Origin of the sequence: Ornithinibacillus bavariensis (assembly GCF_018333235.1) — a bacterium.
Taxonomy (GTDB): domain Bacteria; phylum Bacillota; class Bacilli; order Bacillales; family Amphibacillaceae; genus Ornithinibacillus; species Ornithinibacillus bavariensis.
Genome location: NZ_BORP01000002.1, coordinates 124,196 through 140,736 on the forward strand (window position 1 = coordinate 124,196; position 16,541 = coordinate 140,736).

The window sequence follows — 16,541 nt, forward strand, 5'->3', positions numbered from 1 at the left end:
TCATATATATACTTTTGCACCAAGCTTCTTCTTCAGAACATTAATCCATCATTTCCGCTACAATCTCATAGGAACGTAAGCGGTCCTCATGATGGAATATTTGTGATCCAATAATTAGCTCATCTGCATTTGTTTCCTCTATAAAGCTTTCTAATCCTCTGTGTACGGCTTCCTTGTCCCCGACGATGGTTGTTTTGGGATCGAGTGATTCCATTACAGCAGCAATTTCCATAGGGGAATATAATTCCTCTAGATTATGAACAGGAGGCTGCAATTTCCCAGGATTACCCCTACGCAAGCTTAAAAATTGCTGCTGCTGAGAAGTAGCAATGAATTTAGCTTTTTCATTTGTATCTGCTGCTATAACGTTTATTCCCAACATAACATATGGTTTTTCTAGTACTTCTGATGGTTTAAAATTATCTCGATATAGCTTCAAGGCTTGATGTAAATAAGCTGGTGCAAAGTGGCTAGCGAAGGAAAATGGTAATCCCTTTTGTGCTGCTAATTGTGCACTAAAGCCACTTGAACCTAGTAACCATAATGGAACCTTTGCTCCTTGACCAGGGATAGCTTTTACTCTTGAAATAGGTTCATCCGAAAAATAATCCTGTAATTCATTTACTTGCATTGGAAAATCTTCTACACTCATATTTAATGTTCTTCTCAATGCATAGGCCGTTGCCTGATCACTCCCAGGTGCCCTTCCTAAGCCTAAATCAATTCGCCCCGGGTACATCGCTTCAAGGGTACCGAATTGTTCAGCAATTACTAGTGTTGCATGGTTTGGGAGCATCACACCACCAGCACCAATACGCATTGTATTGGTTGCACCAGCTATATGGCCTATCACGACAGAGGTTGCAGAGCTTGCGATACCAGGCATATTATGATGCTCTGCTAACCAATAGCGATTAAAGCCCCATTTTTCCACGTGCTGTGCTAAATCCACACTATTTTTGAACGATTCACTAGCATTACTACCTTCTGTAATAGGTGCAAGGTCGAGAACCGATAAAGGTATATGTTTAAAGTTTTTTGCTGTTTTAGATTTCATAAATTGAACTCCTTTCAGTTGCAATCCTTAATAAGCAATGATAATTATTTTGGCCATAAGAGTCCAGTTTTCCGCTTAGAGCTCATGATACAAAAATTAGTTTGCGCATACCATTTGAATCAAGTATGATAGTAAAGTGATTTAGGCAAAGCTATTACTGGATAAACCAGCTTACTATAGATTTTTGGAGATGAGAATAATGACAAAAGCATCCATTTACGGGTTAACAATGGATCAATTGACAGAATGGCTAACGGAAAACGGACAAAAACGTTTCCGTGCAGATCAGGTGTGGGATTGGTTATATAAGAAGCGTGTCCACAGCTTCTCCGATATGAAAAACGTAAATAAGGAGACTATTGCACTCCTTGAAGAAAATTTTGTAATTGAAACGTTAGCAGAAGAAATTAAACAAGTGTCAAAGGACGGTACGATAAAATTTCTTTTTAAACTAACAGATGGAAACCTAATTGAAACAGTATTAATGCGATTTAATTACGGACTATCCGTATGTGTAACTACACAGGTTGGTTGTAATATTGGTTGTACATTTTGTGCCAGTGGCTTGCTAAGGAAGAGCCGTGACTTAACGAGTGGTGAGATTGTCGAACAAATTATGAAGGTGCAAAAGCATTTAGATGAACAAGGAAATGATGAACGTGTTAGTCATATCGTTGTCATGGGTATTGGAGAGCCATTTGATAACTTTAATAACCTACTCAATTTTATTAACGTTATCAATGATGAAAAAGGACTCAAAATTGGCCAACGCCATATTACGGTTTCAACAAGTGGCTTAGCACACAAAATTTATGAGTTTGCGGATACTGGCTTACAGGTCAATCTTGCCATTTCCTTACATGCACCAAACAACGAACTAAGAACTCGCATTATGAAAATCAATAAGGCATTCCCAATAGAAAAGCTTATGAAAGCTGTTGACTATTACCTAGAAAATTCAAATCGTCGTATTACTTATGAATATATCATGCTAAAGGATATAAATGATCATGAGGAAGAAGCATTACAGCTTGCGAAATTATTAAAAGAGAAGCGCCATCTATCTTATGTTAACCTAATTCCATATAATACGGTTCTTGAGCATAGTGAATATAAGCGAAGTGATACTGCGGTTATTCAAGCCTTTCATGAGACCTTAAAAAAGCACGGAATTAACAGTGGTGTTCGCTGGGAAAATGGTGCAGATATTGATGCAGCTTGTGGCCAGTTAAGAAGTAAGCAAATTAGAAAACAACAAATTGGATAGAACAAAAAAAGATTGATTCAAGTTTATGAGTCAGTCTTTTTTTCTTGGAATACTATATTACCAAAAATAAAAAATGTCTATTTTTAAAAAGGGGTAATTAGTATGGTTGGATTTTTCGGTGTTCTAAAGCTAGAAGAAAATGGGAGGAATGTAGAGCAGGGAGGCAATGCTTTCGACAATACAAAGAACGATGACTTGAATGTCTTTGAGAATGAACACATTCAGCTTGGCCTTTTAGGCTATTTAGATCAAGTCGACCAGCCGCTTATCTTTGGAAATAATCGATATGTTCTTATATGGAATGGGAAAATTTATAATGGAAAGCAATTACGGCAATTGCTTGAAAATAGGAACTATACATTTGCTACAACCTCTGATGAGGAGGTCATCGCAACGCTATTTTTAGAATATGGTGTTGGTTCCTTCCGAGAAATTAGGGGCATGTTTTCTATGATCATATGGGATAAAGAAGAAAAAAAACTTTATGGAGCGAGGGATCCATTTGGAATCAAGCCTCTTTATTACTATGATCAAGAGAGTTTTCTGTTTTCTTCTGAGAAACAACCAATTACAACATATATAGGCAAATTACCCCTTCATGAGCAAGCACTAGCCGATTATTTATCCTTTCAATATGTACCGCCATCAGTCACGTTGACAGAGGGAATCCTTTCCCTTGCCCCCGGTCATTACTTTATTAAAAAGATGGATAAACCGGTGGAAAAACACCGCTATTTTCATGCAACACTGAAACCTGTCTATGGAAATGAAAATATGATTATTAACCGGATTCAAGAGGCTTTAATTGATTCTGTAAAGGTTCATTTACCTGCTGAAGTGCCATCTGGTGTCTTTTTATCGGGTGGAATTGACTCAAGTCTACTAGCTAGTATTGCAAGGCAAATTCAACCGGAAATCAAAACGGTATCTGTTGGATTTGAAGAAGAAGATTATTCTGAGCTCTCCATTGCACAACAAACCGCGGAGGTCCTTGGCGTTGAGAATATCTCGTATACCATTACTCCACAGGAATACATTGATGTCCTGCCAACTGTTATCAAGCTCCTGGAGGAACCACTTGCAGACCCTGCTTGTGTTCCACTTTATGTTGCAGCAAGAGAGGCTAGTAATTATGTGAAGGTGGTCCTATCTGGTGAAGGGGCAGATGAGTTATTTGGTGGCTATAATATTTATCGTGAATTTGAATCGTTAAAGCTATTTAATTATATTCCAAATCCCTTACAAAGAATCATTCACTGGCTTTCGAATATATTACCGGATGGAATGGTTGGGAAAAGCTTTTTACAAAGAGGAACAACACCACTAAACCAACGATATATTGGAAACGCTAAAATATTTGAAGAGAAGGAGAAGGAACTAATACTGGTTTCGAAACGATCCCCACGACAATCTTACCTGCACATTACGGAGGAATTATTTGCTCATGTAGAAGGACAGCATCCCACACAACAAATGCAGTATATTGATATTCATACTTGGCTTCCCGGAGATATTTTAGTAAAAGCCGAACGAATGACAGCAGCTCATCTATTAGATCTTAGAACCCCTTTTTTAGACAAAGAAGTATTTGAAGTAGCTAGAAAAATACCTGTTGAATGTAAAATAACAGATAAAACGACAAAAGCAATCCTCCGAAAAGCAGCGACAGAATTTGTTCCTCCACATGTTGTACATCGTAGAAAACTAGGATTTCCAGTCCCAATCCGTAAATGGTTACGAGAAGAGCTAGTTGAATGGGCAAAACAAATCATTCATGATAGTCAGACTGAAGATTATCTTAATAAATCCTATGTGAAGCATTTATTGGAGGAGCACGTTACCCATAAGCGCGACCATGCTCGTAAAATATGGACTGTTCTAGTCTTTATGCTATGGCATAAAATTTATATAGAGGATACCGAGATATAATATACATTTAACCAATGAAAAAGGGCTGACTAAAAGTTTGTCAGCCCCTTATTAGTACATAGAAGATGATGGTACATCTGATATACCATTTTTTTCTGAAATACGATTTTTACCTAAGTTTTTGGATTTTATTAACAGCTGGTCCGCATGTATATATGCATTCTTAATATCTAATGCTTCATTTGTCTTATAATAGTAAAAGCCGAATGAAGCAGTTAAAGAAATTTCAATTGTCTTTTTAAAATGTTCAACTATAACCGGCGTGCTTTTTACAGCTTCCCTTATTTTCTCCACCTGCTTCATGCACTGATCAAAGTCACGATGACGAAGGAAAATAGTAAATTCCTCTCCACCACTCCGAAATAAATAATCATCCGTGGACAATTGATTTTGTAACACATGTGCAACCTGCTGGATAGCTTTGTCCCCAACGGCATGGTTATAGGTATCGTTAATTCTCTTAAAGGAGTCTATATCTGTTACAATAATTCCAAGCTTTTCACCAGAGTTATTTAATTCACTCATTTTCTTATCCATAAAGGTGCGGTTATACACCCCTGTTAGAAAATCTGTATAAGCCATTTGTTCAAATTTATCCCGTTCCATTTTATGTTGAAGTGACTGGTTAATAGCAATATTAGAGCGGCTAACTAAATAATTTAGTAGGAAAAGTCCAACGAGCATTTCCCATTGCTTATTCTCTAGAAAGATAAGTAAAAAAGCATTAGAAAAAGCGATTTTCCCAATATCTAAAATACTTCTACTTTGAATGAAGGAGATGACATCTTTGAACGACGTAAATTCTCCAGTAGATGTAAAGATAATGGACAAATAAAGATGGGATAGCAGTGTCATAATAATAACTAATGTGAATAGTAATATCCAGAATCCAAATGGTACCGGATCAAAAATTGGATAAAGTGCTCGGAATAGATAATAGACAATTGCCCCATTTAAGGCAAAAGAACCGATGTTGTAGAACGTATGCAAAAATTCCTCTTCATCTGCTGTCTTTGTTAGTTTTCTTATGAAAAATATGGAGAACATCGAAATGGTCTCATAAATAAATGCTCCTAGAGGACCAACAAAAATAGCAAATGCTATACTATAAGAAATAGTATAGTCTACATTCGTATTTCCATGTTTTACAACTATTTTTAAATGATTATACAAATTGGAAAAGAAATAAAATAATGCAAAAGCAAGGACATAATTATTGAAGTCTATCTTTATACCACCAGAGCATACGGCAACAACCACCGATAACAGAAATAAGGAAATTATGAAAATTCTGTAAAATCTTATGACCTACTACCCCCTTTCATACAGATATGGGCAAGAATTCCTATACTAAATATAACATAATTTAGTAGATTTACTTCAATATTATTTCAATTTGCAACACATAAGCGAGTAAATTCGTCTAATAGGTATAGAAAAGTAAACCTGTTAGCAATTTGTGTTTTGACGAAAATCGTCTTATTGAAGTATCATTTACGCATGCGTATAATGAGAGTATAAGTATGAAGATAATATTGGCTGATAAGTTTCTAATAAATATACATTGTTTGGAATAAGATTTAGAAATGAATCTGCCCTGGGAGTAGTAGAGCGATGAATAATAAAGCAGTTATTTTAGGAAATAATTATTATATAGGGCTGAGTGCCATTCGGAGTCTAGGCGTACATGGTGTACATACTGTTGCTGTGGACTACTCAGAAGAAGATCGATATGGTGCAGCATCGAAATATTGTTCGGAAAAAATAATCGTTCCACATTATAAGAATGATACGGAAGGATTTATACAAGCATTGATTGATTATGCGAAAAAACAAGATCAAAAACCAGTTCTAATTCCTTGTCATGATACATATTTAGAGGTGATTGATGCAAATTTACCGAAAATAAAAGAATACTATCTCATCCCTCAAACAGAGCAAGGATTGGCATCGAAGGTGATGAATAAAGATACATTGCATGCACTTGCGGTAGAACATGGTGTTCGCGTTCCAGAAACCGTACGTATCCATGAACCTAACTTTAAAGAGCGAGTTGAAGAGGAAATTAAGTTTCCATGTTTAGTAAAGCCATTTGACTCACCGAGCTTTGTAGCGACATTCCGTAAAAAGATATTTAAGGTTCACAATATGGAGGAGCTTGAGGAAGCAATAAACAAGGCGAAGGAAGCAAATCTAGAAGTGTTTGTGCAACGTATTATTCCTGGCTTTGATGATCATATGTATACATTTGATGCTTATCTTAATCAGGATGGGAAGGTAACACATTGGACTACATGTCAAAAACTACGTCAGTATCCAATTAATTTTGGTGCATCCGTCTATACAATTCAAAAGTATACCCCAGAACTGTTTGACATTGGTTCGAAGTTTTTAGAGGCAATACATTATAAAGGATTTGCAGAAATAGAATTTAAGAAGGATGAAGAAACCGGAGAGTTTTATTTGATTGAAATAAATGCAAGGATTACAAACTTCAATCATTTGCTCTATAAGGTTGGCTTGAATTTTCCATATATCACATATCGAGAAATGATCGGAAAGCCACTTGAGCCAAAGGCATTGACGGATACGACTAATCGTGCTTTTTGGTATGGTTATGAGGATTTTCTAGCGGTAAAGGATTATATAAAAAGTGGTCAATTGAAAACAAGTGAGGTAATGAAATCATTTTTCAGGCCAAAGGCTTATGCAATATGGAGCTGGAAGGATCCAAAGCCGGCATTTACATTCATGAAAACGAGAGTTGGAAAACTATTTGGAGGCCGAAAATAGGCAAGGAGGTAGCACAATGCAACTAAACGAATTACTCGGAGCAATTGAAATATTAAATGATAGACAAATAGAGCCATTAGAGATTACAGAGGTCTCCTATCATTCCCAAAAAGTAAAAAAAGGAGATCTGTTTGTTTGTGTGAAGGGCTATAAAACCGATGGTCACAAGTATTTAGGTGATGCGGTTAAGCGTGGTGCAGTAGCTGCAGTAGTGGAAGATTTTCAAGAGGATATAGACATTCCACAATATATTGTGAAAAATAGTCGAGTGGCTCTTGCTAAGCTAAGTGCAACATTTTACGGTAATCCATCCAAGAAATTAAATATGATTGGGATTACGGCAACGAACGGTAAAACAACTACCTCTTATATGACAAATGCTATATTAGAAAATGAAGGTCGTCGTACTGGTCTAATTGGTACTGTCGTGATTAAAAATGGCGATAAAACTATTCCCGCTGAGCTAACAACTCCGGAGTCATTAGACCTGCAACGATATTTAAACGATATGGTACAAAATGATGTTACCCATGTTACGATGGAGGTATCATCAGCTGCTTTAGAGCTGCATCGAGTAGAAGCTGTGGAGTATGATGTAGTCTCATTAAATAATATGAGTAAAGAGCATATGGAAATGCATGGTACCTTTGAGCGTTATTTCGAGGCAAAATCTAGTCTAATTAGAAATGCTTCTGAACATAGCTATGCTGTTTTAAACCTAGATGACCAGTATTCTGCCTCATTAGTGGATAAAACAAAAGCAACTGTTATTTCGTTTGGTGTAAATAATAAAAATGGCTATATTCATTGTAAGAATTTAGATTTAACGACTGGAAGAGGTAAATTCACGGTAGAAATTCTTAAACCCTTTGAAGCGAATGGGATGAAGTTTTCACCTAGTGAGTTTGATATCGAGCTAGCTGTTCCTGGATTACACTCCGTTTATAACGCAATGGTTGCTATTATCATCTCCTTGATTAGTGGTGCGAGAATTCCAACAATCCAACAGACATTAAAGGAATTCTCTGGTGTTCCAAGGAGATTTGAGTTTATCTATGAAGATGAAATAAAGGTAGTAGATGACCACTTTGCTAACCCAGGTAATATAAATGTTACGTTGCAAACATTAGATTTCATGGATTACGATAATCTTCAGTTAGTATATGCAATTAGGGGCAGTAGAGGTGCTACAATTAACCGAGAAAATGCAGAGGTAGTCGTGGAATGGGCAGATAAACTAGGTATTAATGAGATAATTGCAACGCGAAGCATCTCCCATACGACAGATAAGGATAGAGTGACGGATGACGAAGTAAAAGCATTTACGGATGTTATGGAAAAGGCGAATATTAAGGTTCGTTTATATGATGAATTACCAGATGCTATTAAAGATGCACTTTCACGGGCAAAAAAAGGGGATCTAGTATTACTGGCCGGCTGTCAAGGTATGGACTATGGTGCAGGAATTGCTCTAGAAGCGTTAAATAAGGAAAACGTAGAAGTACAATAAATCATCAATGTAGATGCAGCATTGGATAAAGCAGGTGGAGAGATTGAAGCAAAAGAAACTTGGGGTTTTAGGTGGAATGGGCCCAGTTGCAACATCACTATTTTTTGAGAGAGTTATCGATAACACGGTGGCAAATAAGGACCAGGAGCATATTGACATGGTTATACTTAACCATGCCACTATTCCAGATCGGACAAGGGCTATTTTAGAAAATGACAAGGAACTTTTCCTAGAAGCAGTTAAGAATGATTTTGCTATTTTTCAAGCTGCAGACATTGATCATATAGCAATCCCATGTAACACATCTCATTATTTTTATCATGAGATGCAAGCAATGACTTCTATCCCGATTATTAACATGATAGAAGAAACTGTAAAGCGTATACAACAGCAATTTGGACAACATACAACTGTTGGTATTTTAGCAACCGATGGAACGATAAATACTGGTATATATCAACAAGAGTGTCATAAATTTAATATGAAGGCTCTTACGCCAAATAGGCATGTTCAAGAACAGGTCATGCGGACTATTTATGATTTTAAGGCCGATAAACCAATTGATACGGAAGCATTTAATGGGATTATTAGAAGTATGCTTGAAGAGTGTGACTGTGTGATTCTTGGGTGTACAGAGCTTTCCTGTATCCACATAGTGGATGAATTAAAGCCTTATTGTGTGGATGCAATGCAAGTATTAGTGAATGAAGCAATCATTCGATCAGGTAAGAGATTAAAGCATGATGTGTTGGTCCCTAATCTAGAGTAAGGGGGGAGTTCTGTGATATCAAATAAAGAAGCATTTGATGAATTCTTACTCGAATCCTTTAAAGACGGAAGAAGTGTCCGTGAATTACGATTATCTGAAGAAGAGGCGGACTATATTAAAGTAAAACTTCCAAAAGCAAAATTCAAAAAATTATCCGGTACCGATCTTCATGCCATTAAAAAATGGTATGAAGTGGATACCAATAGGGATTAACACGGTGTTATGGCACCTCTAGAGGATGGTAGATAACTATCCATTTAGAGGTGCTATTTTCTTTTATTGAAATGACTCGGCAAATAAGTGGGTACTATGTACACTTAATTTCGCTTTTGGATCAAGGAATGTTTTTGCGTGATTAACTGCTATCGTTGCCTCGCCAAACCCGGTTGCAATAAGCTTTGGCTTTCCTTCATATCCACAGATATCCCCTGCTGCATATATTCCAGGGATAGTAGTCTCCATTTTTCCGTTTACCAATACGGCATTTTTTGTTGTATCTAGCCCCCAAGATTTGATTGGTCCAATGTTGGTAATAAAGCCATAGCTTACAATAACATCATCTACTGGTAAATTTACTACCTTTTCTCCCTTAACTTCCTGTAATACTACTTCACTAATTTGCCCATCGGAACCAATTATATCATGAACCTCGTATGGAGTAAGAATGGATACAGATGAGTTTTTAAGCTGTGTAATACTATGTTCATGCGCTCGGAACTCTTCCCTCCGATGGATGAGTGTAACAAATTTTGCTACCTCTTCTAAGGCTAAGGCCCAATCTACTGCAGAATCTCCACCACCACAGAGTAATACATGCTTACCTCGAAAAACCTCCACTTGCTTTACATGGTAATGGAGAGATGTCCCTTCAAATTCTATGGCGTTATGAAGCTTTAACTTTCGTGGTTCAAAGGCACCAGCACCAGCTGAAATAATGATACTACGAGAGTAATGAATAGCCTTAGTGGTTTCGATTTCAAACCTCCCATCTGCTAGCTGGGTAATCGCAATAACTTGCTCATTTAAGCAGATTTTTGGCGAGAAAGTTAATGCTTGTGTATGAAGTGCATGAACGAGGTCTTTAGCTTTGACACCGGTAAAACCTGCCACATCGTAAATATATTTTTCGGGATATAATGCAGCAAGCTGACCACCGACTTCTGGTAGACTGTCAATTATTTTCACAGTTGCCTCCCGCATCCCTGCATAGAATGCGGTAAACAATCCAACTGGGCCTGCACCGATTATCGTAATATCGATACACTCATGTTTATTCATTTGCGTGACTCCCTTTCATTTATTGTCCATGTACTAATTAACGAAAATGTATATAACGAAATATTTACGTATTCTAAAAATGTTGTTATATAAATAATAAAAATATTTCCAATAGAAGTCAATATTTAATGAACAACTTAATTTTACTTTCGGTTAAATCCATCTTCTCCTACATTTTTAACGAAATAATCATTGTTACAGCCGATTATTAGGCTAATAATTCCAACTATTATATCTAACGCTATAATCAGTATATTTTGATGTTATTGACAATTAATGTAGTGGGTTTTAATATTAATATAACGTTTAAAATACGGAATATGAATCAATTAGAAAGAAGGGGAAGAGGTGAATAGATGAAATATTCAATTACGGATTTGCAGCAGGTAGTAACGAATGGACGAACACCACCTCCTTGTGATTTAACAATGCAAATAAAAGTAAATTCTTCTGAAGATGGTATTGCAAAGGGGATTTGGCAGGTTGATCAGAAATACATGAATGGCCATGGAGTAGTGATGGGGGGATTTCTAGCTGGAGCTGCTGATATAGTAATGGCCTATGCGATAGCATCTAAATTAACAGATGAACAAGGCTTTGTTTCGATAGATTTAGATACTACTTTTCACAGACCAGCCTTTGAGGGTGAGATTGAAATTATTGCACGAGTGGAAAGAATGGGAAAAACATTAGCCTACGTCGTAGCAGATTTGTTTCAAAATGAAAAAAAGGTAGCAACTTGTGTGTCCTCTCTACTTATAAGAGGTTAGGTAACTTGGTAACTACAACTAAAATAATTGATTTTCTTATTTAATATGAGGTAGCGAAGAACGGCGCCCGCTGAATTGATCGTGTCCATAGCTGGGTGCCGTTTCATTTACTACCTCTTTATTTCTTCGATTACCTTTTCAACTTCACCTTGTCTAAACACTTCCTCAAAAAAGCATTTTGCTGGATGTATTAGTAATTGGTAATAATCATTAAACAGGGAAGCAGCAGAATCACCAAGCCACTTTTTAGGTAATAGTTCCTGTGGAAGGTTTGGATCAATGAATAAGAACTTTCGGTATTGATGAACTAATAGAGCTGATTTTACAAAACAGCTTCCATCACTTAGTTCATCCTTTTCCATTTTGTTTTTATCAATGACATACCTTTGGCTGTATTCCTGAATGAACTGCTGATATTTCTTATTAACTTCATCAAGGCTCCAGCACTTTTGTACAAGCTCCTCCTCGTCATTTTTGCCGATATAGGAAGCATTGAAGAAGGAGACATAGTCACTAATATGGTACTTATCAATTAAACGATTAACTTGTTCCTCCAAAGGATTAGGGGTTATCCAACAACTATTAGATAGAAGACCGAAACCACTCCATACTAGTTCCTTTCGTAATTCATCACGAAGATGTCGTTTATTTTCTGGAATCGTATAAACAAGAATACGCCAATTTCCATCCCATGACGGGTGCTCCGTTTTATAAATACGCTGGGAAGCCTCTTCCATTCTTACTTGTCCTTGCTCGGTTAGGGAATAATAACTCTTATTGCCAATCTTCGTAGATTTTACCCAGCCCTGCTTGCTCATACGGGAAATAGCAGCACGTACGGATTGCTCATTATGACCGAACTCTTCCAATAAGCGGATAAGACTCCCAATCCAAATAACATTGTCATAATGCCTTATGTAATCACCAAATAAGGTGAAAATCATGGATCTTGTATTAAATTGTTTTTCCATTTAAACCCTCTCTCTTGTTAGCATCTGTCTCTCCAAATTTTAGCAGATATGATGATGGATGAATAGGACTACCTATGACTGTGTTATTGCTTATCTGTAGTGTTATGAAATGATAAAAATAGGACGTTATAAAATAAAGCGTGATAAGAGAGCAACCTATACCCTCTCTGTAGCCTATACAATAGACTATTATAGCATAAATTGTCGAAGTGATTTGTGAAAATTTAAAATAATTATATTGCGATAGATATGACACTTTGTTATCATAACGTTAAAGAAACGTTATAAAGGGGTGTAACTATGTATAACTATGTGGAGGACGGAGATTCCAAGACTAGCGCCTACATGGAACAGGATCAGGAAAAATATGAAGCTTTTATGACCCGAATAGAAGCAGGAGAAAAGATTGAAGCAGATGACTGGATGCCTGCTGATTATCGTCAGGCACTAATAAAACTGATATCAATGCATGGGATTAGTGAAATTATGGGGGCACTTCCAGAGAAGGAATGGGTACCGAAAGCACCGACATTAAAAAGAAAGCTTGGTATTATGGCTAAAGTTCAAGATGAGATGGGACATGGACAGTTATTGTTACGTGTTGCAGAAGACTTGATGAAGCCATATGGAAAAACTAGAGAAGACTTAATGGAAGATTTACTAAATGGGGATTTAAAATTTCATAATGTCTTCCATATGCCAACCAAAACATGGGCAGATGCTGGAATGGTCGGCTGGTTAGTAGATGGAGCTGCTATTATTTCTCAGACTAACATGCTAGATGCGTCCTATGGACCATATCAACGGGCATTACAGCGTATTTGTCAGGAGGAGGTTTTCCATGCGCAACATGGGGAATCCATTATTATGGCATTAGCAGAGGGGAATGACTATCAGCGAGAAATTTTACAAGAATCATTGAATCGTTGGTGGCCTGCACTGCTTATGTTCTTTGGACCTAGCTCCGCAGAAACTACTGGAAGTTCAAAGCAAGACATTATGATTAACTATAAGATTCGTAAAAGCACAAATGAAGAGCTACGTCAGGCATTTTTATCGAAGTACCTGCCAAGGGTATTTTCATTAGGGCTAACCGTACCAGACGAGACGGTACGTTATGACGAGAAAGAAGAAAAATGGATATATAAACAGCCAGATTGGGAAGAGTTCAAGCAAATTATTCGGAATAAAGGACCTCGTTCCAAAGAAAGATTACGTGTAAGAGAAATTGCTTATGAAAACAATCGCTGGGTAAGGCAAGCGCTAGCCACAGATCCAGTCAGCGTGTAAAGGGCGGGAGGAACAAACATGGCAAAGGAATCCGATTTTTATCAAGTCTATGAAGTGTTTAGCAGGCGTGGAAATAAAGCGCCAATGCAACATCAATTCAGCCTACTAGCACCGAATAAAGAAATGGCAATGCTTATGGCACAGGAGAACTTCATGAGACGTGAAGAAGTTATAGATGTTTGGGTTGTCAGACAAAGTGATATTCGCAAAATGACAAGTGAGGAAAGGCAAGGCTTGACGAATCGTTTGGATAATAAAGAATATCGAACAACAAAGGGCTACGGATATTTACGTCAAAAATGGAAGGAAAAAGAACAAGGCATGCTAGATGAAAAGGAAATTATGTCCTGGAGAGAGGTGAAGAGGAAATGAGCAAGATTGTTGAGACAGCTGAAATAGCTAGACAGGATCCAAGCTATTATCAAGCATTAAGGGAACTCTTATTTCAATTAGCTGATGATGATTTTATTATCTCTTTTCGTGGCTCTGAGTGGTTAGGTTTAGCACCTCATATAGAAGAAGATGTTGCTTATTCCTCTATCACACAGAATACAATGGGCCATGCTGTAATGTATTACAATTTATTGGAAGAACTCGGTGAAGGGGATGCCAATTTCCTTGCTCATGATCGAGGTGCAAGTGATAGAAGAAATGGTGCTTACCTCGAAAAGCGGAACGGAGAAGGGAAGTATTTAGAAGAGCCTTACTTTGATTGGGCGTTAGCTGTTGTGAGGAACTACTTCTATGAATCCTTTAAAAAGGTAAAGTTGGAAGCGATTTCAACGAGCTCCTATAAGCCACTAGCAAATGTGGCAAAAAAAGTATTAATGGAGCACCCTTATCATTTTGCCCATTGGAAGCTTTGGATCAAGCAGCTACAAACCTCGTCTGAGGAGGCAAAAAAGAGAATTCAGAACCGTATTGAAGAGGCTTGGGAAGAATTTCTCGATGTGCTTGAGTTAGGTAATTATGGAAATGAAATGGTGCAACACCAGCTAATAGCTATCGATGAAGAGACGATAAAGGGAAATTGGCTAGAAGAAGTAAAAACTGTATTAGTTGCTATGCCAGAGGGTCCTTTAGGAAAAAAATATGGTAGTGGAAGAAATGGAGAGCATACTTCCGATTTGGACCAAGCACTAGGAACACTTGCAGAGGTATTTCAAAGTGATAAAACAGCAATCTGGTAATATAGCATGCCAAACATACGAGATGAATAAACTAGTAGAGAGGAGGAGTGACAATGGTAGAGACTACTAAACTGGAAGAAATATACACGGTATTAAAAACAGTCGACGATCCTGAGCTCCCTTCTGTCAGTGTGTTTGATTTAGGCATGGTTCACCAGGTTCTCGTGAAGGACAATTTGGTACAAATCAAAATGGTTCCAACCTTCGCGGGCTGTCCTGCTCTAGATTTTATCGAAATGAATGTAAAGAAAGCGGTAGAAGAGCTTAGATGGGTGAAGAATTGTCAGGTTGAATTTACAATGGAACACCAATGGTCAACGGATGCTATTACGGATAAAGGAAAGACAGAATTGAAGAAGCATGGAATTGCTCCACCACCAGAAAATTATCGACCTGGTGATGAGTGGACGGTTAACTGTCCGTATTGTGACTCAGATTATACCTCTATGGAAAATGTGTTCGGACCAACTGCTTGTAGAAGTATTCTTTATTGCAGTTCCTGTAGAAATCCATTTGAAGCAATGAAGCCTGTCGTTATTCAACCACTTAATAGCTAGACAATTACCCAATGATCTATAAACTATATGAAATTCGGAGGCAAAGCTATGCCTCCAAAAAAAACCATATATCAAGGGGGAAATAAAATGGTAAAACTAATTGCATTATACAAACAACCAGAGGATAAAGCGAAATTTGATGAGCACTATTTTCATACACATGCTCCAATAACTAGTAAAATTCCAGGCTTACGAAAAATGGAGGTTACGAGAATTGTAGGTTCACCAATGGGGGAGAGTGAATACTATTTGCTATGTGAAATGTACTATGATGACCATGAATCATTACAAAAGGCAATGCGAACCGATGAAGGGAAGGCTTCTGGTAGAGATGTCATGAAATTTGCTGGTGATATTGTCACCCTAATGATTGGTGAAGAGGTAGATGAGTAATTATATTCGTGCTTTTTCACAAGATGATATAGGGATAATTCAATTAGACCGTCCAGAGGTTTTAAACGCATTGAATAGAGAGATGGTTGATGAGATTGTAGCCCAGCTCGAATCCTTTGATCAAAATAATGCGATACGAGTGATGATTATAAAGGGAAATGAAAAAGCTTTTGCTGCTGGTGCAGATATAGAAGAGATGGTTCATAGTACACCTCTTTCACTGGAAATGGTAAACCCATTTGCAGTCTGGGATAGAATTAGCCTTATCAAAAAACCAATTATTGCTGTTGTTAATGGTTTTGCATTAGGGGGTGGGTTTGAATTAGCCCTACACTGTGATTTGATTGTTGCAGCAGAAGATGCAAAATTTGGCTTTCCCGAAGTGAAATTAGGTGTTATGCCTGGTGCAGGAGGAACACAATTTTTAACAAAAGCGATGGGACCACGAAAAGCACTAGAATTCATCTGGCTTGGAGAGCCGATGCCAGCAAAAATTGCATATCAGTTTGGAATAGTTAATCGATTAGTAGCATCTGAATTGGTAGAAGAAGAAGCAATGAGATTAGCATATCAACTAGCACTTCAACCACCAATCTCATTACGATTAATCAAAGAGGCAGTCCATGCAGCAGTCGATTTAAGTCTACAAGATGGCAAAAACCTCGAACGGAAAAACTTTTATATTGCATTTGCATCTGAAGACCAAAAAGAGGGGATGCAGGCATTTACTGAAAAGCGTCCACCAACATTTAGGGGGATGTAAGGAG

The 16,541-nt window shown here is 37.4% G+C and carries 17 protein-coding genes; 13 read left to right on the top strand and 4 right to left on the bottom strand.

All coding sequences use genetic code 11. The annotated features are described in order from the left end of the window. Positions 1–40: 40 nt before the first annotated feature. A complete protein-coding gene (locus KI338_RS06480) occupies positions 41–1,057 on the bottom strand; it encodes an LLM class flavin-dependent oxidoreductase (RefSeq protein ID WP_212920192.1) in 1,017 nt (338 codons plus the stop codon). 199 nt (positions 1,058–1,256) lie between these two features. Here KI338_RS06480 and rlmN point away from each other — a divergent pair, with 199 nt between their 5' ends. Next, positions 1,257–2,324: a dual-specificity RNA methyltransferase RlmN gene (gene rlmN, locus KI338_RS06485; protein WP_212920193.1), complete on the top strand. Its 1,068-nt coding sequence runs from the start codon at positions 1,257–1,259 to the stop codon at positions 2,322–2,324. A 102-nt stretch (positions 2,325–2,426) separates the two neighbouring features. Beyond that, positions 2,427–4,253, top strand: a complete 1,827-nt coding sequence (gene asnB / locus KI338_RS06490) for an asparagine synthase (glutamine-hydrolyzing) (protein ID WP_212920194.1) — start codon at positions 2,427–2,429, stop codon at positions 4,251–4,253. A 51-nt stretch (positions 4,254–4,304) separates the two neighbouring features. On the opposite strand, the gene KI338_RS06495 is transcribed toward asnB, so the two are convergent. Beyond that, positions 4,305–5,513, bottom strand: coding sequence for a GGDEF domain-containing protein (locus tag KI338_RS06495; protein WP_244853441.1), 1,209 nt, complete (start codon positions 5,511–5,513; stop codon positions 4,305–4,307). Between the two features lie 354 nt (positions 5,514–5,867). On the opposite strand from KI338_RS06495, the gene KI338_RS06500 reads away from it, so the two are divergent. From KI338_RS06500 to KI338_RS06515, 4 genes are read left to right on the top strand one after another with little or no spacing between them, the layout of a single operon-like run. Continuing rightward, entirely contained in the window at positions 5,868–7,046 is a 1,179-nt protein-coding gene (locus tag KI338_RS06500; protein WP_212920195.1) for a carboxylate--amine ligase, read from the top strand. A gap of 16 nt (positions 7,047–7,062) precedes the next feature. Continuing rightward, the gene (locus tag KI338_RS06505; protein WP_212920196.1) at positions 7,063–8,556 is read left to right on the top strand and encodes a Mur ligase family protein; all 1,494 of its coding nucleotides are present in this window, start codon (positions 7,063–7,065) and stop codon (positions 8,554–8,556) included. Between the two features lie 43 nt (positions 8,557–8,599). Then, positions 8,600–9,325, top strand: a complete 726-nt coding sequence (gene cuyB / locus KI338_RS06510; protein ID WP_212920197.1) for a cysteate racemase — start codon at positions 8,600–8,602, stop codon at positions 9,323–9,325. Positions 9,326–9,337: 12 nt separating this feature from the next. Beyond that, on the top strand, positions 9,338–9,538 hold the full coding sequence (locus tag KI338_RS06515; protein ID WP_212920198.1) for a hypothetical protein: 201 nt from the start codon (positions 9,338–9,340) through the stop codon (positions 9,536–9,538). 63 nt (positions 9,539–9,601) lie between these two features. On the opposite strand, the gene KI338_RS06520 is transcribed toward KI338_RS06515, so the two are convergent. Then, positions 9,602–10,603, bottom strand: coding sequence for an NAD(P)/FAD-dependent oxidoreductase (locus KI338_RS06520; protein ID WP_212920199.1), 1,002 nt, complete (start codon positions 10,601–10,603; stop codon positions 9,602–9,604). Between the two features lie 356 nt (positions 10,604–10,959). Here KI338_RS06520 and KI338_RS06525 point away from each other — a divergent pair, with 356 nt between their 5' ends. Beyond that, a complete protein-coding gene (locus tag KI338_RS06525; protein ID WP_212920200.1) occupies positions 10,960–11,373 on the top strand; it encodes a PaaI family thioesterase in 414 nt (137 codons plus the stop codon). 110 nt (positions 11,374–11,483) lie between these two features. Here the strand turns inward: KI338_RS06525 and paaX are convergent, their stop codons facing one another. Next, positions 11,484–12,344 (bottom strand): phenylacetic acid degradation operon negative regulatory protein PaaX, encoded by an 861-nt coding sequence (paaX, locus tag KI338_RS06530; RefSeq protein WP_212920201.1) that lies wholly within the window; start codon positions 12,342–12,344, stop codon positions 11,484–11,486. A 300-nt stretch (positions 12,345–12,644) separates the two neighbouring features. Between paaX and paaA the strand changes: the two genes are divergently transcribed. The 6 genes from paaA to KI338_RS06560 all read left to right on the top strand — a co-directional run bounded on the left by paaA (position 12,645) and on the right by KI338_RS06560 (position 16,537). Further along, entirely contained in the window at positions 12,645–13,634 is a 990-nt protein-coding gene (gene paaA, locus KI338_RS06535) for a 1,2-phenylacetyl-CoA epoxidase subunit PaaA (RefSeq protein WP_212920202.1), read from the top strand. Between the two features lie 18 nt (positions 13,635–13,652). Next, positions 13,653–14,006, top strand: a complete 354-nt coding sequence (paaB, locus tag KI338_RS06540; protein WP_212920203.1) for a 1,2-phenylacetyl-CoA epoxidase subunit PaaB — start codon at positions 13,653–13,655, stop codon at positions 14,004–14,006. Further along, complete coding sequence (gene paaC / locus KI338_RS06545; protein WP_212920204.1) at positions 14,003–14,824, top strand: 1,2-phenylacetyl-CoA epoxidase subunit PaaC; 822 nt, start codon at positions 14,003–14,005, stop codon at positions 14,822–14,824. The genes paaB and paaC overlap by 4 nt, the downstream gene beginning before the upstream one ends. A gap of 53 nt (positions 14,825–14,877) precedes the next feature. Then, a complete protein-coding gene (gene paaD, locus KI338_RS06550; RefSeq protein ID WP_212920205.1) occupies positions 14,878–15,381 on the top strand; it encodes a 1,2-phenylacetyl-CoA epoxidase subunit PaaD in 504 nt (167 codons plus the stop codon). A gap of 87 nt (positions 15,382–15,468) precedes the next feature. Further along, complete coding sequence (locus KI338_RS06555) at positions 15,469–15,774, top strand: EthD family reductase (RefSeq protein ID WP_212920206.1); 306 nt, start codon at positions 15,469–15,471, stop codon at positions 15,772–15,774. Continuing rightward, a complete protein-coding gene (locus tag KI338_RS06560; protein WP_212920207.1) occupies positions 15,767–16,537 on the top strand; it encodes an enoyl-CoA hydratase/isomerase family protein in 771 nt (256 codons plus the stop codon). The genes KI338_RS06555 and KI338_RS06560 overlap by 8 nt, the downstream gene beginning before the upstream one ends. The last annotated feature ends 4 nt before the right edge of the window (positions 16,538–16,541 follow it).

Excerpts from the sequence above, each read along its gene's own strand:
- paaA (WP_212920202.1), top strand. The coding sequence starts at position 12,645 with ATGTATAACTATGTGGAGGACGGAGATTCCAAGACTAGCGCCTACATG.
- rlmN (WP_212920193.1), top strand. The coding sequence starts at position 1,257 with ATGACAAAAGCATCCATTTACGGGTTAACAATGGATCAATTGACAGAA.
- KI338_RS06555 (WP_212920206.1), top strand. The coding sequence starts at position 15,469 with ATGGTAAAACTAATTGCATTATACAAACAACCAGAGGATAAAGCGAAA.
- KI338_RS06560 (WP_212920207.1), top strand. The coding sequence starts at position 15,767 with ATGAGTAATTATATTCGTGCTTTTTCACAAGATGATATAGGGATAATT.
- paaX (WP_212920201.1), bottom strand. The coding sequence starts at position 12,344 with ATGGAAAAACAATTTAATACAAGATCCATGATTTTCACCTTATTTGGT.
- asnB (WP_212920194.1), top strand. The coding sequence starts at position 2,427 with ATGGTTGGATTTTTCGGTGTTCTAAAGCTAGAAGAAAATGGGAGGAAT.
- KI338_RS06525 (WP_212920200.1), top strand. The coding sequence starts at position 10,960 with ATGAAATATTCAATTACGGATTTGCAGCAGGTAGTAACGAATGGACGA.
- paaB (WP_212920203.1), top strand. The coding sequence starts at position 13,653 with ATGGCAAAGGAATCCGATTTTTATCAAGTCTATGAAGTGTTTAGCAGG.
- paaC (WP_212920204.1), top strand. The coding sequence starts at position 14,003 with ATGAGCAAGATTGTTGAGACAGCTGAAATAGCTAGACAGGATCCAAGC.
- KI338_RS06505 (WP_212920196.1), top strand. The coding sequence starts at position 7,063 with ATGCAACTAAACGAATTACTCGGAGCAATTGAAATATTAAATGATAGA.
- KI338_RS06480 (WP_212920192.1), bottom strand. The coding sequence starts at position 1,057 with ATGAAATCTAAAACAGCAAAAAACTTTAAACATATACCTTTATCGGTT.
- KI338_RS06520 (WP_212920199.1), bottom strand. The coding sequence starts at position 10,603 with ATGAATAAACATGAGTGTATCGATATTACGATAATCGGTGCAGGCCCA.
- paaD (WP_212920205.1), top strand. The coding sequence starts at position 14,878 with ATGGTAGAGACTACTAAACTGGAAGAAATATACACGGTATTAAAAACA.
- KI338_RS06500 (WP_212920195.1), top strand. The coding sequence starts at position 5,868 with ATGAATAATAAAGCAGTTATTTTAGGAAATAATTATTATATAGGGCTG.